This window comes from Arenibacter troitsensis (genome assembly GCF_900177645.1).
Taxonomy (GTDB): Bacteria; Bacteroidota; Bacteroidia; order Flavobacteriales; family Flavobacteriaceae; genus Arenibacter; species Arenibacter troitsensis.
This window is the reverse complement of sequence record NZ_FXAO01000015.1, coordinates 16,447-40,865: the sequence shown is the minus strand read 5'-3', so window position 1 is coordinate 40,865 and position 24,419 is coordinate 16,447. Positions and strand designations below refer to the sequence as shown.

The window sequence follows — 24,419 nt, the reverse complement described above, 5'->3', positions numbered from 1 at the left end:
AATACCTTTTTTTGTTGGTTTTATCTGGTTGGCCTATAAGCTAAATAGAAAAAATGACAGTGGTACTTCCAAAAAAAAGTAGTAGTTTCGCAGCGAATTTTGGTTTCTATTTCCAAATATATTGGGAATAGGATTAAAAGGGAATTCGGTGAAATTCCGAAACTGTTCCCGCAACTGTGAGCTTAATCCATGTTTATTGGATGGCTATCATTTCTTCTAATACCACTGCCCTATATTCCGGGGTGGGAAGGTAAATGATAGTACGCAAGTCAGGAGACCTGCCATATTCAGCACTAAATAGAATAGATCTTCGGGAAAAGGGTCTTCTTGAATATGGAAAAAAAGCAAATATTTTTATTTTTTATTGGACTATTGGCCTTTACCCAAGTTTTTGGGCAGAGTGACGGTGTTATTGTTTTGGACGAAGTTGTTTTGAGCGATGCCAAGCTTCTGCATTTCTCCAAGGGAACCAAAATAAGGGTGGTGAACGATTCCGTACAACAAAAAAGTGGGTCGTCATTAACCGATTTATTACGCTATAACTCCAATATATATTTTAAGGAAAATGGTTATGGAATGGTTTCCTCGGCTTCATTTCGGGGTACCAATGCCCAACAGACCGCAGTAGTTTGGAATGGGATAAATATAAATTCCCAACTTACCGGTCAGACAGATTTCAATACTTTAATTCCTAGAAATTACGGGGATGTGGTGGTCAGAAGTGGCGGGGGCTCGGTGCAATACGGGAGTGGTGCAGTTGGGGGGACTGTTCTATTAAACCACCGCTTTAAGTTTAATGACGGTTGGAGAAATAGTTTAGAGACAAGTTATGGTAGTTTTAACACCAGTAAGCTGGCATTTATTACTTCGCTAGGTAAAGAAAAAACATTCTTTCAAATCGGAATCAACCACATAGCTTCAGATAACGATTATAAGTACCTGGGAACAAACAGAAGAAACGAGAATGGTGCATACGATCAACTTAATATAAATGCCAATGTTGGCTTTATTTTGTCCGATCAAAATATTATAAAACTGTACCATAATATCTTTAGTGGTGACAGGGATTTTTCAGGGACCTTGACGGCCCCGGCCGATGAAAATTATAGGGATTTAAATTACAGGTCCCTCATAGAATGGAGCAGCTTTAATGAACGTAAGATCGCTCGTTTAAAAGTGGGGCATTTCTATGAACGTTATAGGTATTTCCCAAATAAGCAAAGGGAGGAGTTTAGCTTTGGGCAAGCCAATACCGTCCTTGCCAACTACGATTACAAATACCAATTGAACAAAATTTCCTTAAATGGGATCATCGATTTTTCTTCTATTTGGGCCAAAGGGACTTCTATTGAAAATGCCCAAAGAAATTTTGTTTCCGGAACTTTTCTTTTCTCCCATGAATTATCGGATAACTTTAATTATGGCCTAAACCTGAGACAAGAGGTGGTAAGCGATTATCAAAGCCCCTTTCTTTTTTCACTGAACAGCAGTTATAAGGTAAGTGGAAACTATACTTTAAGCTTGAACGCATCCAAAAATTATAGGGTTCCTACCTTTAACGACCTTTACTGGACAGGAGCCGGGGCTAGCGGTAATTTGGATGTTTTGCCGGAAACTTCTTGGCAAGTGGAACTTGGGCAAACCATTCAGCTAAAAAACATCGCACTTTCATTAAATGCCTATAATATAACAACCGATAATTTAATTCAATGGCGACCCAATACACAAGGTATTTGGATGGCGATGAATGTTCAGGATGTTTCCCAATACGGCCTTGAACTGGGCTTTGATTGGAAATGGAAATGGGAAGATCAAGAATTGGCCTGGGAAAGTGAATATAGCTTCACCAAATCTTTGGACAATGCAACAAAAAATCAATTACTTTATGTACCTGAGCATTTGTTGAGGTCAAATGTGGCTTATCAATTTAAGAAGTGGGTAGGCTTTTATCAATTTTTATATAATGGGTCGGTCTACACCACAACCGATAATAGTGATGGTTTGCCCTCTTATACCCTTGGCAACTTAGGGTTGGATTACCATTGGGGGAACATTTCCAAAATCAAATTTATTCTAGGGATAAAGGTGAACAACTTGTACAATAAAAATTATCAGAATGTGGCCTATAGGCCCATGCCCAATAGAAATTTTCAACTACAATTAATTACTAAATTTTAAAACAGCTAAAACAAATGAAGATTAGAAATGTATTTTTATCCTTGTTGATTATCGGCCTTTCTTGGTCATGTTCCAATGATGATGAGGAGATTCAGGAGCCTATGGGCGATTATGAAAATGGTTTATTGGTTTCCAACGAAGGTCCCTTTAGCAATGGAACAGGAACGGTCACTTTTATTTCCGAGGATCTGTCCGTGGTGAACAACGAAATTTATAAGATGACCAACAATGAAGATCTTGGCAATGTTGTGCAGTCGATAGGATTCACGGAGGACAAGGCGTTTATAGTGGCCAATGTCTCCAACAAAATAAATGTGGTAAATAGATATACTTTTGAAAAAATTACGAGCATTACCGAGGGATTGAACAATCCAAGGTATTTCATTGAAGCTAATGGTAAAGGGTATGTTACCAACTGGGGTGATACCGCTGATGAGACAGATGATTTTGTAGCCATTATCAATCTTGAAAGTTATATCGTGGAAGGCACTATATCTGTGGTGTTGGGGCCTGAAGCTATTTTAGCCCATGGCAATATGGTTTATGTGGCCCATCAAGGTGCTTGGGGACAGAACAATAAAGTTTCGGTAATCAATACTGCTTCCAATGAGGTAATAAAAACACTTACAGTAGGGGATGTGCCCAATTCCATGCAATTGGATGCCTCTGGGAACTTGTGGGTATTGGCTTCAGGCAAACCGGCTTATACGGGGGATGAAACTGCAGGGGTGCTATCCAAGATCAATACTGGCACCAATGTGGTGGATAGTAACATCCAGTTTGAGTCTACCGAGCATCCCAGTAGTTTAAATTTGGATAGTGGTGTTTTATATTATCATATGGGCGATAAGGTATTTGAACAGAGTCTGTCGGCAACTAGCCTAAGCAAGGACACTGTTTTGGAAGGTGTCAGTTTTTATACCATGGTCATAAACAATGGGAGATTATACGGTACTGATGCAGGTGATTATGCCAGTAATGGAACACTTACAGTTTATGATCTCAATACCAAATTGGCTATAGAAGAAATAACGGTGGGGATTATTCCTGGGGGGATTTACTTTAATTAGGTTATTGGCCTATTGAGTAGGTTTTTGTTGGCAAAGTAAATCCCAGAGGTTATTTGACCAATAAGTATGTATAACGGAACCCCTCCTTTACATGGCAAGGTCCAAGTAAAGGAGGGGTTTCTGTTTTATACTTCGTTTGTGGTATTAATATAAGGGTACGGCTTATTGAAAAGTAATATCAACAGGTTTATCCAGATACATATTATCTTTTATAGCCGTAAACATTTTGGAGTTGGAAACTTCATTTACAGGTATTTTTACACTAAAGTCCCTTTTGGCGGTTACTCCTGTAATTTCTTGGATTGCCCTAGCAAATAATGGTTCGTCAACATCCCCTAGAATTCCAAGATCCGCCAGATCTTCTGCTAACGCAACATCTGGGGTCAAGCCTGAGGTATAGTCCGAAAATCCTTCAGAATTTTCATTTCTTCCCATAAGCGGTTGCATTGCCCATCTATTACTAGGGTTTATCTTATTTTCCCTGTCGGACCTGTAGATATAATCATTGTCTATATCATCTACCATGGTAACGGAAAACTCATTTTTGCCCCTAGTAGTTTCGCCAATGTGAAAAACATTTACATAGGGTGCCAGTCCGTTCATGACCAATTCACTGGCCGATGCGGAACTTCCTGTTGCCAGAATATATACTTTGCTCAGGTTTAGGCTGTTCAATGCTGTTCCAGAGTCGGTTTTATTTGCAAAATAGTCTTCCAATTGCTCTTTATTCAACATGGATTGTATTTTGTCGTTCCATCGCTGTCTTACATATAATTCACTGGTATTGGTGCCGTAAACCATACTGGCCAATAATCTTGAACTGTTTACCGAACCTCCGGGGTTGTACCTAAGATCTAGCACCAATTCCGTTGCCCCGGCAGATTTAAACTGTCCAAAGACCGTATTTAGTTGTTCATTATAACTACTGGTAAAACCGTTGTACATTAGGTAGGCAATTTTGGTTCCGTTGACCTCTACGGTCTTCGCTACCAAGATAGGGTCTTCTTGCAATCCTGCAGATTTGGTCAAGGTTACTTCTTTGTCATTGTCGGTGACCACAGTGCCGGATATATCTGCCATACCAAGGGTGTAGGTATCCGAATTTCCAAAAAGTAGGCTTATATAATTGGAGTCTGTAAGTTGAACCCCGTTTACTCTAGTAAAAATATCCCCTCTGGCTATATCTTTGGTAGAGGCATTGGAATTTGGGATTATATACCGTACATATCCAAAAAGATCCGTACTGCCCTCATTACGCGCCAATCCAAATTCCAGTCCATTGCTTTTGGTCACACCACTTAAGGAATTTACAAGGGTTTCGTAATCATCCTCCACAAAACTGAAGCGATCAATAGCGGAACTGCTGCCAACTACATTAGAGTGGTTGTAACAGGTTTGATAGAAGAACTCCTCTGGATCGGTATAAGATTCAAGATAGTCCACATAGTCATCATTGGTAGCGAACCGGTCGTCCCCTAAATTTGGTGCGTCTGCCTGCCAAAAATACCAAAGATTTAGGCCTTGCCACATAAAATTCTGCACAGTTGACTCCTTTGGATAGACGAATGCGTCATCATCCTTGTCCGAACATGAAAGAATTATGGTAATTAAAAGTAGGCCTAGGATTTTTTTCATAATGTAATTGTATTATTAAACGTGTGGCGCACTATACATACTAGCCTATGTTTTTAAGCCGCATCTTATACATGGCACTGGCTACTGTTTTTTTATCAGGTTTAAGGGTTTTTTGATATCCATAAACATATTGTCCTTGGTCTTTGTGAACATTTTGGAACTACTAATCAATTCCACCGGCATATCTACCGTAAAATCCATTTTTGCGGTAACACCGGTAATTTCGGAAATGGCTTTGGCCAACAAGGGCTCATCCAAATTGCCCAATACCCCTAAATTGGATAGATCCTCACTTAATAAAATATCAGGTGTAAATCCGTCCGTATAATCCGAAAAGCCATTGGCATTTTCATTTCGTCCTATCAATGGTTGAATGGCCCAATGGTTATCAGGGTTGATGTTATCCTCCCTATCAGGATCATAGACATTGCCATTGTCAAAATCGTCAACAAAGGTAACCGAAAATTCATTCTTTCCAGTCGTTGTGGTTCCAATATGGATTACATTTATGTAAGGGTCCAAACCATTCATAACCAATTCACTTGCCGATGCACTGCTCCGGGTAGCAATGATATACACCTTGTTTAGGCCTAACGTGTTTATAGGCGTATTGTTGTCCGTTGCGTCCGCAAAGTATTCAATAAGGTCGGTCTCCTTAAACTCTGATTGTAGCTTTTGGTTATACCTGGCCTTAAGGAATATACTATTGGTATAAGTGCCATATATCATACTGGACAATAGTCTGGCCGAATTAACAGATCCACCTGGATTGTACCTTAGGTCCAATATTAGGTCTGTAACTCCGCTCGACTTAAACTCGCCAAAGACATTATTCAACTGTTCGTCATATTCGTTGGTAAAGCCATTGTACATTAAATAGCCAATTTTTTTTCCTCCAGTCTCCAATACCTTATTGATAAAGATCGGATTTTCGGTTAAGTTGGCTTCCTTTGTTAGAGAAACTGCCCTGTCTGTATCGGTAATAACATTATTGGAGATTTCCGCCATATTTAAGGTGTAGGTATCGTTATCACCAAATAATAGGTCTATATAGTTGTCTAGGTTAAGGGTAGTGCCATTAACACCTGTAAAAATATCCCCTCTGGCTATATCTTTGGTAGAGGCATTGGAATTGGGTACAATGTAGCGTACATAACCATAAACATCATTGCTATTGGCAAATAAGCTTAAGCCAAATTCCAAACCATTACTCTTGGATATTCCTGAGAAAGATTGCGTCAATTCCTTATAATCATCCGAATAAAAACTAAAGCGGTCTTCCGAGTAAAGTAATTTTTCGTCAAAAAATGTTCCCGGGTTTTCCTCGTCTTCCAAAAATGACACGTAATCGTCATAGGAAGCAAATCGTGTATCGGCCAAATCAGCTACATCACTTTGCCAAAAATAATAGGTGTTCATGGTCTGCCACATAAAGTTTTGGACTGTTACATCTATTTCTTCTTCCGGGGTAGGAATAATTTCTTCCAATTCCTCAGTAACCACGGGATCATCATTCTTACTACAATTGGTGAGGAGCAAACTCAATCCTAAGAAAGCTAATAAATACTTTTTCATAATTTCAAAAATAATTGCCATAACATCATGGGGTGTGGCCTACAAATATCATTCCATTAAAAAGTATGAAGCAGTTTTGGGGAACGATTTTAATTATATACGGTAATACTCTCAATTTGGTTTCCGTTGCGCTAATTTACTTACATTGTAATGAATTGAAAACTAATTGTAACAAAATTCGATGTAAGTCGTCTTGAAATTGTAAGCCTGTTATTCGGGATTATAAAACAACTGAACCAAAATGCAACAAACCGAGTTTTTAAATGTGGTTTTGCCATTTAAGGATAAACTTTATAGGTTGGCCAAACGATTATTGGTCTCTAAAGAGGAAGCTGAGGATGCCACACAAGAAATACTATTGAAGTTATGGTCCAAGAACAGTATGATGGAAGGCTATAGTAATGTGGAGGCATATGCCATGATGATGACAAAGAATTTTTGCTTGGACCGACTTAAATCCAAACAGGCAGGAAACTTAAAATTGGTACATAGCAATTACAAGGATGAAAATGTTTCACTACAAAATCAGTTAGAGGTTAGTGATAGTCTAAGTTGGATAGAAAGAATTATGGAGGAATTACCAGAACAACAGAAAATGGTCATACAGCTTAGGGATGTAGAACAGTATGAATTTGAGGAAATAGCGGAGCTTTTGGATATGAGTGCTACAGCGGTTAGGGTCACTTTATCAAGGGCACGAAAAACAGTGAGGGAAAAATTAGTTCAAAAACACAATTATGGAATTGGATAATATAGAAAAATTATTGGAAAAGTATTTTGAAGCAACTGCTACGGTTGCCGAAGAAGAAATCTTGAGGGAATATTTTGCAAAAGAAGACGTACCGTTGCACCTCAAGGAATATGCCCCAATGTTTCAGTATTTTTCCATGGCCAAAGATGAGAAGTTTACCAAAAAGGTTCCACTAAAACCCAGAAAAAGAAGCTATATAAAGTGGATTTCCGTTGCAGCTGTAAGCGTTTTGATTTTTGGTATATATTTTGGAAGAAGTTATCAAGAGCAGAGAGAAGCGGAATACGCTTATCAGGAAACGAAAAAGGCATTAAGCCTTTTGGCGTCCAATCTTGGTAAGGGAACCGAGAAAGTAGCTTATTTAAGGGAGTTTGAAGAAACAAAACAAAAAATTTACAACAAAAATTAAATTAAAAAAGATGAAGAAGAAAATCATAATAGTATTAGTAGCGGTATTGCCTTTTATCGGGTTTTCACAATCCATGTTCGATAAATTTGAAGATTTGGACAATGTGAGTGCTGTGGTCGTCAATGAAAGTATGTTTAAATTGTTGAGCAAGATAAACGTTGAGGTAGATGACAAAGAGGCACAGGATTTTATGGATATAGCCCAAAACCTAAAAAATTTAAAGGTATTCATTACCGAGGATAAAAAGATTTCCTCGGACATGCAGGTTACCATGGAGAAGTATTTAAAATCCTCCTCATTGCAGGAACTTATGAGGGTCAAGGATAAGGATGCCAACGTAAAGTTTTATATCAAGAGTGGGAAGGATGAAGATCACGTAAGTGAATTGCTCATGTTTGTTACCGGTATTAAAAATGGGAACGTGGAAATCAATGACAGGAAATTTGAAACGGTATTGCTATCACTGACCGGTGATATCGATTTAAACAAGATCGGATCATTAACTCAAAAGATGAATTTACCTTCCGAGTTGAATAAGGCGGGCAAAAACAAGTAATCGTGGGCTAGGGCAGTGGCCATTAAAAAGGCCGTTGCTCTGTCTGGTCAAAACTTAATTAGAAAGGAAATGAAAACAAGAATTGGGAAATTGGTCTGGGTAATGTTGTTGATCTTTGCAATTTCTGCATGTTCATCAACACAAAGTTTACAGGAATATTATGTGGACAATGCGGATAATCCAAATTTCTTATCGGTAGATCTGCCGGTAAGTTTATTGAATATGGAGAAGGCCGATTTAACCGAGGACCAAAGAGAGGCACTTAATTCATTAAAAAAATTAAATATTCTGGCGTTTAAAATAACCGAAGATAACCTTTTGGAGTTTCAAAAAGAAAAGGCGAATATTAACGCCATCCTAAAAAATGGCAAATTTACGGAGCTAATGAAAATGAACACCAATTTTGGCAAAGCTTCCGTTAGATATTTGGGGGATGATGATGCCATTGATGAGGTAATCATCTATGGTGATAGTGAGGATAAGGGCTTTATGCTGGTCCGGGTTTTGGGTAAAAACATGAACCCTGCCAAATTGATCCAGTTCATGAAGGCCATTGAAAAATCGGATTATAAAGGAGAAGGGCTTGGTGAAATTGGAAATTTTTTGAAAGGTTAGGCAGAAGTCCATCTAAAACAAAAAAGCCTGTATCAAAATACTTGATACAGGCTTTTTTGTATGTATTCCTTTCCATGAAAGCTAAAATTTATCCATTGAAATGTAGTTTTCGGAATTATGGTCTGCTAATACCGAAGGTTTGTTATTGTTAAAATCCATGGAGCCACTAGAAAATGATATGTATCAAGGAAGGGTATCATGGATAGCCAATAAGTATTGATTGGAAATGGGTCAAACATTTTCCTTTTAGAAATAAAGAAATATTTTTTAATAAGGGATATTTGGTTTTTAATCTTCTTCCAAATAGGGAAAGATTGAACCCCAACTTAATTTATAATTTGCACTTATTAAAAAAGTATCCGCTATGGCCATTTTAGGAAGCCTTATAAAGGGCGCAATACATTTGAAGGAAACTTTCAGTACGGAAAAGGATCACTGGAAAGAACAACAAGAGGTCCTGCAATACCTTTTAACTACTGCCAAGGATACCGATTTTGGCCAACATTACAAATTTGAAAGTATTTTGAATTCTGAAAACCCCTCCAAGGTATTTTCCGAAAAAGTACCATATTTTAATTATGATAAAATAAATGAAGAATGGTGGTCCAAACTACATAATGGTCATAATAATATTACTTGGCCTGGCCGCCCCTCATATTTTGCCCTGAGTTCGGGTACAACAGGCAACACCAGTAAGCGCATCCCGGTAACGGACGAAATGATTGAGGCGATTAGGGACGCCGGGCTAAAGCAGGTTTTTGCTTTGAGTAATTTTGATTTGCCAGCAGATTTTTTTGAAAAAGAAATAATGATGTTGGGAAGTTCCACCGATTTGGAGGAAAAAAATGATCATAAAGAGGGGGAGATAAGTGGTATTAGTGCTGGAAATATTCCTTTTTGGTTTAGAAGTTATTATAAGCCCGGGGAAGAAATTGCAAAAATTGATGATTGGGACAAAAGAGTTGCCCTTATTGCTGAAAAGGCCAAAGATTGGGATATTGGGGCTTTGAGCGGTATCCCGTCGTGGATAGAACTAATGCTTCAAAAAGTTATTGATCATCATAATCTAAAAGACATCCATGAAATTTGGCCAAATCTAATGGTGTACACTTCGGGTGGAGTTGCATTCGGGCCTTATGAAAAAAGTTTCAACGCCCTAATGGGGCATCCAATAACCATTATAGACACGTATTTAGCTTCAGAAGGCTTTATTGCATGCCAGACCAGGCCTGGAACCATGGCTATGCAATTAATTACGGACAATGGTATTTTTTTTGAGTTTGTTCCCTTTAAACCAGAATATATTCAAGAAGATGGTTCATTGGTCCAAAATGCCCCTGCCTTAACCCTGAATGAAGTGGAATTGGATAAGGACTATGTCTTGGTGATTAGCACGGTTAGTGGTGCTTGGCGATATATGATTGGGGATACTATAAAGTTTACCGATTTGGAGAAAGCGGAGATTGAGATCACAGGGCGTACAAAATTTTTTCTGAATACAGTGGGTTCCCAATTATCCGTAAACAAAATGGACGATGCTATGCGATTCCTGGAAGATACATTCCATACCAAGATACCGGAATATACCATTTGCGCCAAGCGTTGTGAAGATGGGGAGTTTTATCACTGTTGGTATCTGGGTTCCCATATGAAAAATCCCGATATGGACTCCCTATCCAATTCGCTTGACAAGTTTTTGAAAGAAGCTAATAAAAACTATAAGGTGGCGCGAGCTAAATCTTTGAAAGGGGTAAAAGTAAAGGTGGTGGGTACCGAAGTGTTTTATGACTGGAATGGTAAGAACAAAAAGAAGGGGGGTCAGGTAAAAATGGAAAGGGTCATGAACGAGGATAAATTTTCAGAATGGGAGAAGTTTGTCCAAACTACTGCATCCAATGGCAATTAACGACTGCGCTCTTCAACCAATACCATGATTTCTTCTGGCGATAGGTAATATTTTTTGATTCTATTTTTATAGGATGTTGCAATGTCCGCATGGTTAAGAATAAAGTTTTTGGTTGCAAGAATATATTCTTCCATGCCTTGGGCTACGGCATAAGTGTCGGCGGTTCGTTCGGCCTCTACTATAAAACGTTCCGAAAAAAGATATTTGAAGCCAAAGGAGATTAAATTGGTCTTACTCCTCTTTTGATAATCCATGATGTGTCCTAATTCATGACCTATCCAACCTATCAGAATATCGGAAGGAATATCCTTGGTCGTATATTGCTTATCTGCAATCTTAAAGGTTTCACTAATCAAAATTACATAGTTCCTATTGCTCCGTTTCTTAAAGAAACTTTGGAAAGTTGGTCTGGCCTGCATCGTGGATTTCTTGATATTCTTTTTAAATCTAAATTCAATACTACAATCCCGCAATTCGGGATAAAAAGAGAGCGCTTTTAAGGCTTCAAGCTCAATGGATTTTGGAATTTTGTGTTGTGCGTTCATAAAAAATGTGGTAGTAATAGCCAAAATGTATATTATCGTTTTCTTATTCAATAAATTCATAGTATAGTATATGAATATTTATTTACAAATAGTATTCCAAGAGCTAATATTTTAAGATAAATTAAAAGTTATACTTTTTAAGTGGTATAACATCTTTTTGTATTTATTATGGGAAGGGATGTTGGAAATATGAAACCCAATTCAAGATCTAATCTGCGGCTGTAATTAAGCCATTTTTAAAACAAATCATATATTAGATAAATTATAATCATTAACTATAACTATCTATTATCATGGAAAAAGCAGAAGAATGGCTTAATTACGGGGTGGAATTGGCAAAGGAGTTCGGCCCAAAGGTACTCACGGCGTTATTAATTTTTATTGTCGGATTATGGGTGATTAAAAGGATTATTGGAGGTACAAAAAAGGTTATGTATAACAGTAAATACGATGAATCCTTACAACGTTTTTTGCTGAGTTTGGTATCCTGGATCCTTAAAATATTTTTGATCTTATTGGTCATTGGGCAGTTGGGGATAAATATTACGACCTTCGCGGCTGTCATCGCTGCAGCTGGTTTGGCTGTGGGCCTGGCACTGCAGGGCTCATTGTCCAACTTTGCCGGTGGGGTTTTGATTATGATATTCAAGCCCTATAAAATTGGGGATTTAATAGAGGCACAAGGAGTGTTGGGTAGCGTAAAGGAAATTGAAATTTTCACCACCAAGCTTATAACACCCCAAAATAAGCTTGCCATCGTACCAAATGGGGCAATGGCCAATGGCAATATTATAAATTATACCGCTGAAGGTAAGATGAGGGTAGATACCACCATCGGAATTGGGTATGGTGAAGACATAAAGAAAGCCAAGAAAGTGCTATTGGAAGTATTGGAAGCCAATCCCCAGGTATTAAAAGACCCTGCACCATCTGTAAATGTGTCGGAATTGGCGGATAGTTCCGTTAATTTTGCCGTAAGGCCTTTTTGTGCACCAGAAGATTATTGGTCAGTGTATTTTGCAACTCTTGAAAATTGCAAATTGGCACTGGATAAGGCAGGTATTGAAATACCGTATCCACATCAGGTAGAAATACACAAGAAAGAATAGGTTTACGGGTATGCAAGGTCCATAAAAAAAAGCAATCTAGAGCGTCATTACTATGCTCTAGGTTGCTTTTTATTCTAGCACAGTTATTCTAAGGAGTGTTAACTCTGGGGTTTTTTAAATACCCGTATAATTACTAGGGGTAATTTGTTTCAATTCAGATTTTATATCTTCCGTTGTTTCCAAGGTATCTATAAAACTGGATATGGACTGTTGTGTAATCTTCTCATTGGTCCGTGTTAGTCCCTTCAACGCTTCATAAGGATTGGGGTAAGCCTCACGTCTTAAAATAGTTTGGATCGCTTCAGCTACTACTGCCCAATTGTTTTCCAAATCTTGCTCAAACTTCTCTTTATTCAACAATAGTTTGTTCAACCCCTTTAGAGTAGATTGAAAGGCTATAAGTGTATGGCCAAAAGGCACACCAACATTTCTAAGCACGGTACTATCTGTTAAATCCCTCTGCAACCTGGAAATTGGAAGTTTGGCCGATAAATGCTCGAAAATGGCATTGGCTATACCTAAATTACCTTCGGAGTTTTCAAAATCGATAGGGTTTACTTTATGCGGCATAGCGGAAGATCCTACTTCTCCTGCCTTTATTTTCTGTTTAAAATAATCCATGGATACATAGGTCCAAAAATCCCTGTCCAGATCTATGATTATGGTATTGATCCTCTTGAGGCAATCGAACAAGGCAGCCATATGGTCGTAATGTTCTATCTGTGTAGTTGGGAAGGAGTGGTGTAGACCAAGCTTCTCCTGGACAAATTGTTGTCCAAACCCCCTCCAATCAATTTGTGGGTAGGCCACCTTGTGGGCGTTAAAGTTTCCTGTGGCTCCACCAAATTTGGCAGCACTGGGAATATCGTTTAGCAGGTTAAATTGCTCTTCCAATCGAACCGTAAATACCTCGATCTCTTTTCCTAATCGGGTTGGGGACGCAGGCTGTCCATGCGTTCTTGCCAACATGGGTACAGCTTCCCATTCCTTCACTAAAGCCGTAAGCTTGTTCAGCACCTCCAAATATTGGGGTACGTAAACCTCGTTCATGGCCTCTTTAATGGAAAGCGGAATCGCGGTATTGTTTATATCTTGGGAGGTAAGTCCAAAATGGATAAACTCCTTATGGGACTCCAGACCCAATTTGTCGAATTCCTTCTTTATAAAGTACTCTACAGCCTTAACATCATGGTTGGTAACCTTTTCAATTTCTTTAATGGCATTGGCATCCTCAGAGTCAAAATCGATATAGATTTTTCTTAGATCAGTAAATTTTGAATTATCAAAATTTGAAAGTTGAGGAAGTGGAATTTCACAAAGTGCTATAAAATATTCAATTTCTATGCGCACTCTATATTTTATAAGCGCCTCTTCCGAAAAATAGGAGGCCAGGGAACTAATTTTATTTCTGTATCTGCCATCAATGGGGGATATGGCGTTTAATTTGTTTAATGACATTTTGTGCTATTTGATTGATTTTGGAAAAGCGCAAAGATAGCTATAAGTTGAAGAGTTTAAAAGTGAAGCGAAAGATTGTTCTGTTATTTGTTCAAAGGTCCATGCTTATCTTAGTTTTGCCAAGGTCATCCTTGCCCTGGCCTTATATGCTGCACTCCCATTTAGATAGTTCTTTTCCAGTATCATCTGCAATTCTGGATGGATCCATTCGAACTTGCTGCCCAATAACAAAAGGCTGGTCATGGAATACGCTTTGGCGGCCACTTTATGGTCACCTATGAGCCAATCAAAACAGGCGGAGGTAACTTTTTCCAAGTGATTTTCATTCAGTGTTTCACAGGTTTGTTGGTCCTTCGATTGAAAGTAGGCTTTCATTAAAACCTCACATATTTTTGCTATGGGCCTTACCGCAGGATCCAAATGTACAGAACCGATATTACCTGCAAAAATATCCATGTTCGGAAGAATGGAGGCCAATTTTTTTTTGGCAGTGAATTCCAATATCCAACAGGCTTTACAGGAAACAGGGTCATCTACCTTAAAGGCAATTTCCATAAGAGGAGCCATTAAAGATGGATCTTTTAGTACAAGGTTGGACATTGCCAATCTTTTGGTTCTGGAATGGTCAACGTTGCGAAGGGCGTTATAGAGTTCTAAGTAAGTCACAATTATATGTAAATATTAATTTTATAGACCCGTTATTATACCAAGTAATGAATATAAAAAATCACTTAAAATACCCGCCAAAATGAGTCAAATATTCTAAGATTATATATTTAAGGAAAGCCAAATTTAGGACTTTCCTGCAATTAACTCCGAAACTAATGGGGGCACTCCATTTACGGCACTGGCTTGTATAATGGTAAGTCTGTTGAATTCGGTTTGATTTATGTTGGGTTTTGGGTCTATAAAATAAATAGGGGTATCCTTGGAGGCATAATGTATTAAACTAGCTGCTGGATAGACTTGCATAGAGGTGCCAATAATAACTAAAATATGGGCTTTTTGCGTAATGTTGGCTGCTTTTTCCAATAAGGGTACTTCTTCTCCAAACCATACAATATGGGGGCGCAATTGATTACAATTCTCCGAAAGGTCGCCTATTTTAATGTCGGTTTTCCAGTCAATTATTTTACTCGGATTATGACTACACCTTGCCTTTAATAACTCTCCATGTAAATGAATTACTTTGGAACTGCCAGCACGTTCATGCAGATCATCTACATTTTGGGTAATGATGCTAACATCATAATGCTCCTCCAAGCGCACCAAAGCCCTATGGGCCATATTGGGGGAAACTTTGAACAATTGTCTTCTTCTCTCGTTATAAAAATTGAGCACTAATTCGGGATTCTTCTGAAAACCCTGCGGCGTGGCCACTTCCATGACATCATGGCCTTCCCATAAGCCGTTGGCATCCCTGAAGGTATTGATTCCACTTTCTGCACTAACTCCTGCCCCTGTTAAAACCACTATTTTTTTCATTGTACTGGATTATAGTAATATTTGTAAAATTAATTGTTTTCTTTTTTTAATACCTTAGGATTATGTTCGATCAAAAGTTACTTGATTATTTGGAGGGTTTTATTACCCCTGAGCGGAAAGCCCGTTTCTTGGATATTCTGGAAGAGCGGACAAATTATATTACGGTTGCTATAGAGGATGTTTACCAAATGCACAACACCAGTGCCGTGGTAAGAAGCTGCGATGTTTTTGGGGTGCAGCAGGCCCACCTTATAGAAAATAAGTTTGGCAAGCGCCTGGACAAGGACATAGCCATGGGGGCCCAGCAATGGGTCGATTTATACAGATATAAGACTACGACGGACTGCATTGATACTCTGAGGCAAAAAGGATACAAAATTGTGGCTACAACACCACATGGGGAAAATTGTTCACTTACGAATTTTAAATTTGATGGAAAGACGGCGCTATTTTTTGGAACCGAACGCGATGGGTTGAGTAAGGAGGTATTGGAAAAGGCAGATTCTTTCCTGAAAATTCCAATGGTCGGGTTTACTGAAAGTTTAAATATTTCCGTTTCTGCCGCGATAATTTTGCAAAATCTAACAAGTCAATTACGTAATGAGAATGTAAATTGGAGGTTGACCGAAGATGAGAAACTGGAAAAAAGATTGTATTGGACCAAGAAATCCGTGCGGAGTTTGAATGATGTTTTGGCCAGATATTATGGAACAAAATGATATTTTTAGTATATTTAATACCCAACTAACCATCAATCGACAAGCTCATGACAATTTTGCTTTATATTATTTTAGGGATTATAGCCTTGATTGTAGTTTTGGCTTTATTGGCCCCTAAAAATTATGATGTCTCCCGTTCTATAGAAATTTCCAAACCCAAAGCCGAAGTCTTTGATAATGTTAAATATTTAAAGAAGCAGCAAGAGTGGTCTCCATGGGCCAAAAAAGATCCCAATATGGAAAAGAAATTTACAGGCATTGATGGAGAGGTAGGGGCTATAAGTTATTGGAACGGCAATAAGGAGGTAGGTGAAGGTGAGCAGGAAATCACAAAAATAATAGACGGCAAAAGAGTTGAAGGGGAGCTTCGATTCATGAAACCTTTCAGGTCTACTTCAGGCAGTTATATCGATTTGGAAGATTTGGGAAATGGAAAAACCAAGGTTACATGGGGATTTAAGGGAGAGAACAAGTTCCCAATGTCCATTATGATGCTGTTTATGAACATGGATAAAGCTGTAGGTAAGGATTTTGAAGAGGGTCTTCGGGATTTAAAATCCATAATGGAAAAATAACTCGGTCGTGGAAAGTAATATGGTAGGCTGGTTCGAAATTCCAGTAACGAACATGGAGCGCGCCAAAAAGTTTTATGAGACGGTGTTTAATATTACTATCTCTGTCCATGAACTGGACGGGTTAATAATGGGCTGGTTTCCGTCTGCACCTGGCAAATCTGGAGCTATGGGATCATTAGTAAAGCATGATTTGTACATTCCAAGTGACACCAAAGGCCCAGTATTGTATTTTTCATGTAAAGATTTGTCCATTGAATTGAATAGAGTAGGGGGTGCTGGAGGTGCAATTTTGCAGTCTAAGAAAGAAATAGGTGAAGGTCATGGGTTTATGGCTTTGGTAAAGGATACTGAAGGCAATAGGATAGCGCTACATTCGCAAAATTAGCAACTAGATGTAGAAAATACTTGCCTCTGCCCTGGCTCCAAACCGTATGGGCAACCTTGTTGTCCCAATTCCTTTTGATACGTACATTTTAGAAATTTCGTTGTTGTACCAACCTTTAACGTAGTCCCCACTTCCGAAGGGTGTAAAGAAGGGCTCTCCAAAAAACGTAATCTGCCCCCCATGGGTGTGGCCCGAAAGAATAAGTTTTGGTTTAATTTCTTGTTCTATGCTTACAAGGTCTATTTGCTCTCTATAGGCAGGACAATGATTAAGAACGATTGTTGGTAACGATTTATCGATATCTTCTATGCACTTTTCAAAATCAGGATGTCCATGGACCAAGTCGTCCAAGCCGATAATGCTAATTTCACGGTTTTTGGTTCTGAATAGATAAGCTTCGTTGATTAGCAAAATACCATTATGGTTCTCATAAATGTCCTTTAATTTTTGCAAATCAATTCTACCAGATGATTCCTTATTGCCTAAAATGGCAATTTTTGGGATTTTGTTGTCAATTAGGTTTAAAAAATCCGCTAAAACCGGTAGATTTTTGTTCCGTTCTACAGAATCTCCTGTAATTAGGATGACGTCTGGCCACTCCTTGTTAATTCGCTCAGCAATAGATTTATGAACAGATTTTATACTCTGCAAATGCAGGTCGGTAAGGTGGACGACTTTAATTTTGTTGGATTCCGATTCAGAAATGTCGTGCTCCGTCCACTCCACAAAATAGGTTTCCAACCAGAAAGAATCAAGTACAACAAAACCAATAGATCCCAGAACCAATTTTAGCATAAATTGTTTTCTATTCAATTTCATTCAATATTTGTTGGAATCTTTTTTTAGTATTAGCCTAGGAAGTGCACGAAATTAAGAAACATATTTAGAAATAGTATTGTAAAAAAGTTAAAAAAGATGCTTAAATAGGTCAGAGAAATAATGTTTGGGGTATGTGGACCATTAATTTCTTGCTAATTCCAATAGTGCTACGTCAAAGTCATTTTCCAGATAAACTTTACCATTTTCTACCGTGACAAAGGTTTTTGAAAATGTATCATAAAGTTTGGTGCCATCACCGAAAAAGCCCTTCACCCACAGGAATTTTTTGCCTATTGGGAGATCCAGTCCAACTGCCACCTTATCCTTAAATTCGCCATCAACGTAAGTTCTGCCAAACACATAAGGATTCTTGGATAGTTGCTGATGCTTGCCCGCGCCTATGGCCGGATGATGGCCTCTAAAGGTGCCCAGCTTTTGCCAATAGGACAGTATGGTTTTGTTATTCCCAATACTGTCCAATTCTCCCCAGTTCATAAAGGATCTAAGGGTTGCATCACCTTTGGCGCCTTCCATGTTCAAGCTGCGGACAGATTCGTCCCCATAATAAATTTGGGAGGCACCGGGGGTAAGTAACAATACATTGGCCGCCCGATACGGTTTTTTTCTTTCCCTGTCAAAGGGGGTGTTGTCATCGTGGGAGGTGAGATAGTTAACCACACTTTTACCTTTTAATTCATTGAACAGTAGGTTGTTGTATTTGCTAAATATGGTTTCGTAATCCATATTGGCATCATCCTTTAATTCAAAATTGATCAGACTTTGAAACCCATTCCCAAAATAATCCACCTTTTTGTCGCCAAAATCATATTCACGGCCACTGGATATTCCATAACCATATACCTCCCCGACCATAAAAAAGGGATTGTCGTCCAACACCTCTTCTGGATGTTTTCTTTTCCATACATTAAAGGCATAGTTGGCCTCATTGTATAATTCCTGCCATGTTCTTTCATCCACATGCTTTGCAGTATCTACCCTAAAACCATCAATTCCCAAATCGTTTACATAATCCGTTAGCCATTTTATGATGTAAAAGCGAGGTGCCCTGGGATAATTGGTACGATCAAAAAAAACTTGCAATTCGTCCAATTCGTTGCTTAAACGCCCTTCTTCCTTCCATTTTGCCATCAGGGCATCCGGAAGTTCTACCGCAGTATCCAATTCCGTAATAATATCGGGTAGGTTTTCTACTAAAGTGCAGCTGGTTGTGGATTTATAATCGGTGAAGTCACACACCGGTTCCGAACGCACCCATTCTTTTGGCCATATAGGATCTATTTCTGTCACCGGACCTGTGTGGTTAAGCACAATATCCATCAATATTCTGATACCATTCTTATGTGCGGTCCTAACGAGTACTTCCAATTCCTTTCTTGTTCCAAAATTGGGGTCTAATGCTGTCCAATCCTTGGTCCAATATCCGTGATATCCGTATGTACTTCCCGTTCCTTCGTCTACATTGTCATGGATCTGCTCTACTATAGGGCTAAACCAAATGGCATTAATACCCAAGTCGGTAAAATAACCATCATTTATTTTTTGGGTAATACCAGGGATGTCACCTCCCATAAAACCTCTTAATAAAGCTGTTTCCTTGGTTCTGTTTAGACTAATATCATTCAAGGTGTCGCCGTTGTTAAAACGATCGGTAAGTAGAAAATAAATGTTGGCGGCATCCCATAAAAAGGGTTGGTTCAATTCCTTTTTGTGCGGTAATTCAGCAGTTGGTCGGGCTTCTTTTACTACTTCATTCTTATTTTCTTTACAGGATAAAAAAAACATTAAAAGCACGGCAAAAAGAAGTCCCTTTTTCATAACCATCTATTTTGTCTAAAGCTATAAAATGATGTCGGTAAAAGAAAATTTATTTTAAGCCAAACCCATTAGGTCAGCCAATATAAAATATTGATTTAATAGGGTTGGAGGAGCACCACTTTTGGGGGTAATATGGACCAGCTTATTTTTTCCTGTTAAGAACCTTGTATTCTTCGTAACAGCTACTAATGGCATCCAAGATCTGCAAGTCATTGGCCGTAGTTATAAAAGATTTGGAATAATTGCAGTTGTTAAGGATGTCCTCTATGTCTACCTTTTCCAATTGAAGTAGCTCCGTCAATGTTTCCCGGTCAAATTTTGAGGCCAAAAGATCCCTAATTTGATCGTCTTCCTTCATTTGACGCAGTTTCCGCATTTGGTTGGGCTTTTTTCCGAATAAATTTCTCAACAAATCTGCTGGGTTAAGTATGGCGCCCAATACTTTGGTAACGGCACTTGGGTTCTTGCTCCCGGCTTCATAACCTACGGACAAACCAGAAATACTATATTGAAAAGCATTGTTCAAAGGCAAATTCTTGACGTCTATTTCCAAGTAGCCCGTAAGAGAGTAGGGTCTAACGATTACCTCTTCCAACGCATATGCCAATTCCGTAAGTGAAATTTTTGTTTCTTTAAATTTGAACATATCATTGGTAACCCGCACTTTTTGTGATTTAAAACCTAAAAAAGTAATATAAAGGGTGTCATTGACCTTCGCAGGAATATTGAACTCTCCTTTTTCATTGGTAATTGTACCCACCACCTCGTTAAGATTCACGACATGGACACTTTCCATTGGCTGGTCGGTTTGGGCGTTTAGAACCACCGCTTTTAATTGTTTTACCTCCTGTTCATTTTTCTCGTCCTGGGAATATCCAAAAGAAACAAATATGAGGAATAGGGGCAAGAAATAATTTTTCATTAAATAAATTGGATGTTATAAATGGTAAACTAACTAAAAAAATACGCCGAAGCGTATTTTTTTAATATACAATTAACTAAAAGAAATCACTTTTTCTTTTAGATCTTCTTTTTCCTGAACTACTGGAAGGGCTTCCTTTGGATGCGCTTCTGTCCCTTCTTCTTCCTTTGTTGCGATCATTTTCCCTAGAATCACGACCTCCGCCACTTCTGCTTCTATCACGTCTTCCACGGCCTCCTCCTCCGCCTCCACCAGGATTTTTAGAGACTTCAACATTGACAAATCTACCATCGACCTTAAATTCCGTGAAGGTCTTTAAAATGGCTTCGGTAGCTGCTGCATCCGTATTGAAGAAAGAAAAACTATCTTTTACATCAACTTTGAAAATATCGTCCTTGCCTAGATTAACCGTGTCCCTGATGAAATCTTTTAAGGACATCCAGTCATAGCCGTCCTTTTCACCAACATTGATGAAATATCTAACGTTTCCGTCAGCTGGGATACGGCTATCCCCATCCCTAGATCTTCCTCTTTCTGAACGATCGCCGGAATCGGAGGTGTTTAGATCTTTGGTTTTGTTATAGTAATTAAAGAAACGGGTAAACTCTACAGAAACTATTTTTTTGATAAGTTCCTCACGGTCAATACCTTGAAGTACATCATTTATGGCGGGCAAGTAATTGTCTACTTCTTCATTAACCTTAGTGTCTTTAATTTTATTGGCCAAATGGTAAAGTTGTATTTCGCATATTTCCATTCCCGTAGGAATTTTTTTGGAAATGAAATCCTGTTGAATTTTATTTTCTATGGCCTTGATCTTCCTAAGTTCACTTCTGGTTACAATGACCATGGAAATTCCGGATTTACCAGCTCTTCCTGTACGTCCACTTCGGTGGGTATAGGTCTCTATTTCATCTGGTAATTGATAATTGATAACATGGGTAATATCGTCAACATCAATACCACGGGCAGCCACATCCGTAGCGACCAACATTTGTATTTGTTTCTTACGGAAGGAATTCATTACCAAATCCCTTTGGTTCTGACTTAAGTCCCCATGTAATGCTCCTGCGTTGTAACCATCCTCTATTAACTTTTCAGCTACCTTTTGGGTATCCCTTTTTGTTCTACAGAAAATAACGGAGAATATATCAGGGTTGGTATCGGCAAGTCTTTTTAGGGCTGGATAACGATCACGACCACCAACTACGTAGTATTCGTGTTGTACCGTAGTGGCACCCGAATTTTTTGTTCCTACCGTAATTTCTTGCGGACTGTGCATGAATTTTTTAGCTATTACCGCTACCTCTTTGGGCATGGTTGCTGAAAACAGCCAAGTGGACTTTTCTTTAGGCGTATTGGAAAGAATATCTTTGATATCTTCCATAAAACCCATATTCAGCATTTCATCTGCTTCATCCAGAACACAGTAATCAATTTTGGAGATATCCACCAAGCCACGGCCAATCATGTCTTTCATTCTACCTGGGGTAGCTACCACAATTTGGGCACCCCTTTTTATTTGTCTGGCCTGATCGGTAATACTGGCACCACCATAGATTGCAACAACATTAAGCCCTTTTTCATACTTGGAATATAAAGTAAGTTCATTGGTGATCTGTAGGCAAAGCTCCCTGGTAGGGGATAGTATTAAACCTTGTGTGGTTCTACTGTCGCTATCTATTTTTTGAATTAGTGGGAAACCGAATGCGGCGGTCTTTCCTGTGCCTGTTTGTGCCAAGGCAACTAAATCGGTTTCGCTTTCCAATAAGATTGGAATTGCTTTTTCTTGTACTTCCGAAGGTGATTCAAATCCCAAATCAGAAATAGCATTCAACAGGGACTGTTTAAGCCCCAATGCTTCAAATTTTGTCATAATATGTATTAAATAATCGCAAATATGTATGTTGCATAGAGCGATTATTCTTTATAACCTATTTAGACTCAGGGCAACACATGCTATACCAGCGGCGTTAATTGAAGCGGCAAAGGTACTGCTTATTTTTTAATTAAAATATTTTATTTTAGGTGGGTCTTAAGGAGCCAATATTAAACCGTAAACGGAGATTAAAATTCCAATGGCCCCGAACGACAACATGAGTGCAATGAAGTTTTTCTGTAATTTTTTGTTATCCCGAATAATTATACAAACTGCACCTAGTACGATACATATTTGAAATAATAGTTTTCCCAGGTCGAATTTCTTAGTCGCTGTTTCGTATTTTTGGGTAAGTTTTTCCCATTCGTTTATTCCTATAATTTTTCCCATTTCCCCGTCCAGATCTTGAGCCCAATGTTCTCTGGGAACATTGGATGATCCCACCAGTATTTCGGTTTTTTCCGCCTCGTATTTTAATACCAGGCTTTTGGTCTGGGCTATTTTGGTATTGATATTCCTAATTTTATCCTCGGGTATTATTCCAGTTTCCGTCAAGGCATTCAAATAGTCCAGTTCACTTTCTTTTAAACTTTGTTTAATACTTTTGGATTGGTACCAATTGGAATAGTTTACGTATTGGCTATGTGCGATCATCATTTCCTCTTCCAGATTATTGTTGACCAGTTCCGCAATGGCCAGTAAGGCGGCAAATACAGCAATCAGTATTCCTCCAATGGTCTCGGTGCGTTCCAATAACCTAGGAGTTGGTAGGGATGTTTGCTCGGGTTTATTTGTTGACATGGGGTCTGTTTTTGAAAAATGCAAGTATTTGTTCTATTGCTTTGGCTCTGTGGCTAATTTTGTTTTTGATCGAAAGTGGTAATTCGGCAAAAGTCTTGTCATAACCGTAAGGCTTAAAAATGGGGTCGTATCCAAAACCTTTTTCGCCTTTTTTTTGAGTTGTTATTTCGCCTTGAACAATCCCTTTAAAAAGAAATTGCTGCTTGTTGATATTTAGGGCGATAACGGTTTTAAAATGCGCCGATCTGTTGGTGTTTTTGTCCAATTGGAACAATAATTTGTCCATATTATCGTCTGCATTCTTTTGTTCGCCTGCGTATCTTGCAGAATACACTCCTGGTGCCCCATCCAGGGCATCCACTAATAGCCCTGTGTCGTCTGCGAAACAGGGGTAACCGTAATTTTCCGTAACAAAATTGGCTTTAATGATCGCGTTGCCCTCCAAGTCGGTTGCAGTTTCAGGAATCTCATCCATGCAGCCGATATCCTCTAATGAAAGTAGTTCTATTTCCTGGGGAAATAGCATTTGTACTTCTTTGACCTTGTTGTGGTTGTGTGTTGCAAATACCAATTGCATTTTGCCTAGTTTTGTAATTCTTTAGTTCGGGTTTGATTATCTTATGGGGCAAACCAATTTTAAAAGTCTAAAAGTAGTAATTTTATTTTCTTATCATTTTATTAAATTCTATGAAGTTAAAAATTCCGCCCCTTGTTGTCACTTTTGCTTTTGGGTTGTTAATGTATCTTCTGGCGACATATTTACCAGTAGGTTATTTTGATTTTTTTGGGAGGTATTATGTAATGTATTTTCTTTTTTTTCTGGCATTGCTAATTGGGGTGGTTTCATTGGTTCAATTTTTTGGTTCCAAGACCAGTATAGATCCACGTACCCCTTCCAAAGTGTCTAAATTGGTTACCGGCGGCCTATATCAGTATTCCAGAAACCCTATGTATTTGGCATTATTGCTCCTTCTTTTAAGCTGGGGACTGTATTTGGGAAATGCTTTTAATACACTTCTGGCGGCAGGGTTTGTTTATTATATGAATACCTTTCAGATCATACCCGAGGAGGAAGCGTTGACGAATATGTTCGGGAAGGAGTATCTAAAGTACTGTGTAATGGTTCGTCGTTGGTTTTAAATGTTTTATATAATCGATTTGACTTATAAGTAAAAATATTAGGTTTTTAGC

Annotated in this window: 24 protein-coding genes and 1 riboswitch; of the genes, 12 read left to right on the top strand and 12 right to left on the bottom strand. The window is 38.5% G+C overall.

What is annotated here, in order from left to right; translation table 11 throughout:
- Positions 1 to 83: 83 nt before the first annotated feature.
- A riboswitch (cobalamin riboswitch) is annotated at positions 84 to 300 on the top strand.
- Positions 301 to 333: 33 nt separating this feature from the next.
- On the top strand, positions 334 to 2,178 hold the full coding sequence (locus tag B9Y87_RS21170; protein ID WP_085500941.1) for a TonB-dependent receptor: 1,845 nt from the start codon (positions 334 to 336) through the stop codon (positions 2,176 to 2,178).
- A gap of 14 nt (positions 2,179 to 2,192) precedes the next feature.
- Positions 2,193 to 3,248, top strand: coding sequence for a YncE family protein (locus tag B9Y87_RS21165; protein ID WP_085500940.1), 1,056 nt, complete (start codon positions 2,193 to 2,195; stop codon positions 3,246 to 3,248).
- Positions 3,249 to 3,410: 162 nt separating this feature from the next.
- Here B9Y87_RS21165 and B9Y87_RS21160 read toward each other — a convergent pair whose 3' ends face one another.
- Together B9Y87_RS21160 and B9Y87_RS21155 are read right to left on the bottom strand one after the other, a co-directional pair.
- On the bottom strand, positions 3,411 to 4,883 hold the full coding sequence (locus B9Y87_RS21160; protein WP_085500939.1) for a S41 family peptidase: 1,473 nt from the start codon (positions 4,881 to 4,883) through the stop codon (positions 3,411 to 3,413).
- A gap of 81 nt (positions 4,884 to 4,964) precedes the next feature.
- The gene (locus B9Y87_RS21155; protein WP_085500966.1) at positions 4,965 to 6,458 is read right to left on the bottom strand and encodes a S41 family peptidase; all 1,494 of its coding nucleotides are present in this window, start codon (positions 6,456 to 6,458) and stop codon (positions 4,965 to 4,967) included.
- 241 nt (positions 6,459 to 6,699) lie between these two features.
- Here B9Y87_RS21155 and B9Y87_RS21150 point away from each other — a divergent pair, with 241 nt between their 5' ends.
- From B9Y87_RS21150 to B9Y87_RS21130, 5 genes are all read left to right on the top strand, one after another.
- Positions 6,700 to 7,209, top strand: a complete 510-nt coding sequence (locus B9Y87_RS21150; protein ID WP_085500938.1) for an RNA polymerase sigma factor — start codon at positions 6,700 to 6,702, stop codon at positions 7,207 to 7,209.
- On the top strand, positions 7,196 to 7,618 hold the full coding sequence (locus tag B9Y87_RS21145) for a hypothetical protein (RefSeq protein ID WP_085500937.1): 423 nt from the start codon (positions 7,196 to 7,198) through the stop codon (positions 7,616 to 7,618). Before B9Y87_RS21150 ends, B9Y87_RS21145 begins: the two co-directional genes overlap by 14 nt.
- Before the next feature lie 10 nt (positions 7,619 to 7,628).
- Complete coding sequence (locus tag B9Y87_RS21140) at positions 7,629 to 8,174, top strand: DUF4252 domain-containing protein (RefSeq protein ID WP_085500965.1); 546 nt, start codon at positions 7,629 to 7,631, stop codon at positions 8,172 to 8,174.
- A gap of 69 nt (positions 8,175 to 8,243) precedes the next feature.
- A complete protein-coding gene (locus B9Y87_RS21135) occupies positions 8,244 to 8,789 on the top strand; it encodes a DUF4252 domain-containing protein (protein WP_085500936.1) in 546 nt (181 codons plus the stop codon).
- 364 nt (positions 8,790 to 9,153) lie between these two features.
- Entirely contained in the window at positions 9,154 to 10,695 is a 1,542-nt protein-coding gene (locus tag B9Y87_RS21130; protein WP_085500935.1) for a GH3 family acyl-acid amido synthetase, read from the top strand.
- On the opposite strand, the gene B9Y87_RS21125 is transcribed toward B9Y87_RS21130, so the two are convergent.
- Positions 10,692 to 11,300 (bottom strand): hypothetical protein, encoded by a 609-nt coding sequence (locus B9Y87_RS21125; protein WP_245808770.1) that lies wholly within the window; start codon positions 11,298 to 11,300, stop codon positions 10,692 to 10,694. The genes B9Y87_RS21130 and B9Y87_RS21125 overlap by 4 nt on opposite strands.
- 233 nt (positions 11,301 to 11,533) lie before the next feature.
- On the opposite strand from B9Y87_RS21125, the gene B9Y87_RS21120 reads away from it, so the two are divergent.
- On the top strand, positions 11,534 to 12,349 hold the full coding sequence (locus B9Y87_RS21120; protein ID WP_085500934.1) for a mechanosensitive ion channel family protein: 816 nt from the start codon (positions 11,534 to 11,536) through the stop codon (positions 12,347 to 12,349).
- A 114-nt stretch (positions 12,350 to 12,463) separates the two neighbouring features.
- Here the strand turns inward: B9Y87_RS21120 and purB are convergent, their stop codons facing one another.
- From purB to B9Y87_RS21105, 3 genes are all read right to left on the bottom strand, one after another.
- The gene (gene purB / locus B9Y87_RS21115) at positions 12,464 to 13,807 is read right to left on the bottom strand and encodes an adenylosuccinate lyase (RefSeq protein ID WP_085500933.1); all 1,344 of its coding nucleotides are present in this window, start codon (positions 13,805 to 13,807) and stop codon (positions 12,464 to 12,466) included.
- Positions 13,808 to 13,912: 105 nt separating this feature from the next.
- On the bottom strand, positions 13,913 to 14,407 hold the full coding sequence (locus B9Y87_RS21110; protein WP_317045146.1) for an adenylosuccinate lyase: 495 nt from the start codon (positions 14,405 to 14,407) through the stop codon (positions 13,913 to 13,915).
- A gap of 192 nt (positions 14,408 to 14,599) precedes the next feature.
- A complete protein-coding gene (locus tag B9Y87_RS21105) occupies positions 14,600 to 15,292 on the bottom strand; it encodes an SIR2 family NAD-dependent protein deacylase (protein ID WP_085500931.1) in 693 nt (230 codons plus the stop codon).
- A 62-nt stretch (positions 15,293 to 15,354) separates the two neighbouring features.
- Here B9Y87_RS21105 and B9Y87_RS21100 point away from each other — a divergent pair, with 62 nt between their 5' ends.
- Genes B9Y87_RS21100 through B9Y87_RS21090 form a run of 3 tightly spaced genes read left to right on the top strand, consistent with a single transcriptional unit; the run spans position 15,355 to position 16,971 of the window.
- Positions 15,355 to 16,011: a TrmH family RNA methyltransferase gene (locus tag B9Y87_RS21100; protein ID WP_085500930.1), complete on the top strand. Its 657-nt coding sequence runs from the start codon at positions 15,355 to 15,357 to the stop codon at positions 16,009 to 16,011.
- A gap of 47 nt (positions 16,012 to 16,058) precedes the next feature.
- A complete protein-coding gene (locus B9Y87_RS21095) occupies positions 16,059 to 16,586 on the top strand; it encodes an SRPBCC family protein (RefSeq protein ID WP_085500929.1) in 528 nt (175 codons plus the stop codon).
- A 7-nt stretch (positions 16,587 to 16,593) separates the two neighbouring features.
- Positions 16,594 to 16,971: a VOC family protein gene (locus B9Y87_RS21090; RefSeq protein WP_085500928.1), complete on the top strand. Its 378-nt coding sequence runs from the start codon at positions 16,594 to 16,596 to the stop codon at positions 16,969 to 16,971.
- A gap of 3 nt (positions 16,972 to 16,974) precedes the next feature.
- On the opposite strand, the gene B9Y87_RS21085 is transcribed toward B9Y87_RS21090, so the two are convergent.
- From B9Y87_RS21085 to B9Y87_RS21060, 6 genes are all read right to left on the bottom strand, one after another.
- Positions 16,975 to 17,790 (bottom strand): metallophosphoesterase, encoded by an 816-nt coding sequence (locus B9Y87_RS21085; protein ID WP_085500927.1) that lies wholly within the window; start codon positions 17,788 to 17,790, stop codon positions 16,975 to 16,977.
- Between the two features lie 141 nt (positions 17,791 to 17,931).
- On the bottom strand, positions 17,932 to 19,626 hold the full coding sequence (locus tag B9Y87_RS21080) for an alpha-amylase family glycosyl hydrolase (RefSeq protein WP_085500963.1): 1,695 nt from the start codon (positions 19,624 to 19,626) through the stop codon (positions 17,932 to 17,934).
- Positions 19,627 to 19,768: 142 nt separating this feature from the next.
- Complete coding sequence (locus B9Y87_RS21075; RefSeq protein WP_085500926.1) at positions 19,769 to 20,548, bottom strand: carboxypeptidase-like regulatory domain-containing protein; 780 nt, start codon at positions 20,546 to 20,548, stop codon at positions 19,769 to 19,771.
- Between the two features lie 76 nt (positions 20,549 to 20,624).
- Positions 20,625 to 22,424, bottom strand: a complete 1,800-nt coding sequence (locus B9Y87_RS21070) for a DEAD/DEAH box helicase (RefSeq protein ID WP_085500925.1) — start codon at positions 22,422 to 22,424, stop codon at positions 20,625 to 20,627.
- A 159-nt stretch (positions 22,425 to 22,583) separates the two neighbouring features.
- The gene (locus tag B9Y87_RS21065; protein ID WP_085500924.1) at positions 22,584 to 23,228 is read right to left on the bottom strand and encodes a DUF4337 domain-containing protein; all 645 of its coding nucleotides are present in this window, start codon (positions 23,226 to 23,228) and stop codon (positions 22,584 to 22,586) included.
- Positions 23,215 to 23,805 carry a non-canonical purine NTP diphosphatase gene (locus B9Y87_RS21060; protein ID WP_085500923.1) on the bottom strand — a complete coding sequence of 197 codons (591 nt, stop codon included), beginning with the start codon at positions 23,803 to 23,805 and terminating at the stop codon, positions 23,215 to 23,217. The genes B9Y87_RS21065 and B9Y87_RS21060 overlap by 14 nt, the downstream gene beginning before the upstream one ends.
- 110 nt (positions 23,806 to 23,915) lie before the next feature.
- Between B9Y87_RS21060 and B9Y87_RS21055 the strand changes: the two genes are divergently transcribed.
- Positions 23,916 to 24,368 (top strand): methyltransferase family protein, encoded by a 453-nt coding sequence (locus tag B9Y87_RS21055; RefSeq protein ID WP_085500922.1) that lies wholly within the window; start codon positions 23,916 to 23,918, stop codon positions 24,366 to 24,368.
- Positions 24,369 to 24,419 lie beyond the last annotated feature (51 nt).

Excerpts from the sequence above, each read along its gene's own strand:
- B9Y87_RS21125 (WP_245808770.1), bottom strand. The coding sequence starts at position 11,300 with ATGAATTTATTGAATAAGAAAACGATAATATACATTTTGGCTATTACT.
- B9Y87_RS21085 (WP_085500927.1), bottom strand. The coding sequence starts at position 17,790 with ATGAAATTGAATAGAAAACAATTTATGCTAAAATTGGTTCTGGGATCT.
- B9Y87_RS21075 (WP_085500926.1), bottom strand. The coding sequence starts at position 20,548 with ATGAAAAATTATTTCTTGCCCCTATTCCTCATATTTGTTTCTTTTGGA.
- B9Y87_RS21120 (WP_085500934.1), top strand. The coding sequence starts at position 11,534 with ATGGAAAAAGCAGAAGAATGGCTTAATTACGGGGTGGAATTGGCAAAG.
- B9Y87_RS21080 (WP_085500963.1), bottom strand. The coding sequence starts at position 19,626 with ATGAAAAAGGGACTTCTTTTTGCCGTGCTTTTAATGTTTTTTTTATCC.
- B9Y87_RS21160 (WP_085500939.1), bottom strand. The coding sequence starts at position 4,883 with ATGAAAAAAATCCTAGGCCTACTTTTAATTACCATAATTCTTTCATGT.
- purB (WP_085500933.1), bottom strand. The coding sequence starts at position 13,807 with ATGTCATTAAACAAATTAAACGCCATATCCCCCATTGATGGCAGATAC.
- B9Y87_RS21150 (WP_085500938.1), top strand. The coding sequence starts at position 6,700 with ATGCAACAAACCGAGTTTTTAAATGTGGTTTTGCCATTTAAGGATAAA.
- B9Y87_RS21155 (WP_085500966.1), bottom strand. The coding sequence starts at position 6,458 with ATGAAAAAGTATTTATTAGCTTTCTTAGGATTGAGTTTGCTCCTCACC.
- B9Y87_RS21130 (WP_085500935.1), top strand. The coding sequence starts at position 9,154 with ATGGCCATTTTAGGAAGCCTTATAAAGGGCGCAATACATTTGAAGGAA.
- B9Y87_RS21060 (WP_085500923.1), bottom strand. The coding sequence starts at position 23,805 with ATGCAATTGGTATTTGCAACACACAACCACAACAAGGTCAAAGAAGTA.
- B9Y87_RS21140 (WP_085500965.1), top strand. The coding sequence starts at position 7,629 with ATGAAGAAGAAAATCATAATAGTATTAGTAGCGGTATTGCCTTTTATC.
- B9Y87_RS21070 (WP_085500925.1), bottom strand. The coding sequence starts at position 22,424 with ATGACAAAATTTGAAGCATTGGGGCTTAAACAGTCCCTGTTGAATGCT.
- B9Y87_RS21100 (WP_085500930.1), top strand. The coding sequence starts at position 15,355 with ATGTTCGATCAAAAGTTACTTGATTATTTGGAGGGTTTTATTACCCCT.
- B9Y87_RS21145 (WP_085500937.1), top strand. The coding sequence starts at position 7,196 with ATGGAATTGGATAATATAGAAAAATTATTGGAAAAGTATTTTGAAGCA.
- B9Y87_RS21105 (WP_085500931.1), bottom strand. The coding sequence starts at position 15,292 with ATGAAAAAAATAGTGGTTTTAACAGGGGCAGGAGTTAGTGCAGAAAGT.
- B9Y87_RS21095 (WP_085500929.1), top strand. The coding sequence starts at position 16,059 with ATGACAATTTTGCTTTATATTATTTTAGGGATTATAGCCTTGATTGTA.
- B9Y87_RS21055 (WP_085500922.1), top strand. The coding sequence starts at position 23,916 with ATGAAGTTAAAAATTCCGCCCCTTGTTGTCACTTTTGCTTTTGGGTTG.
- B9Y87_RS21170 (WP_085500941.1), top strand. The coding sequence starts at position 334 with ATGGAAAAAAAGCAAATATTTTTATTTTTTATTGGACTATTGGCCTTT.
- B9Y87_RS21110 (WP_317045146.1), bottom strand. The coding sequence starts at position 14,407 with ATGTCCAACCTTGTACTAAAAGATCCATCTTTAATGGCTCCTCTTATG.
- B9Y87_RS21135 (WP_085500936.1), top strand. The coding sequence starts at position 8,244 with ATGAAAACAAGAATTGGGAAATTGGTCTGGGTAATGTTGTTGATCTTT.
- B9Y87_RS21165 (WP_085500940.1), top strand. The coding sequence starts at position 2,193 with ATGAAGATTAGAAATGTATTTTTATCCTTGTTGATTATCGGCCTTTCT.
- B9Y87_RS21065 (WP_085500924.1), bottom strand. The coding sequence starts at position 23,228 with ATGTCAACAAATAAACCCGAGCAAACATCCCTACCAACTCCTAGGTTA.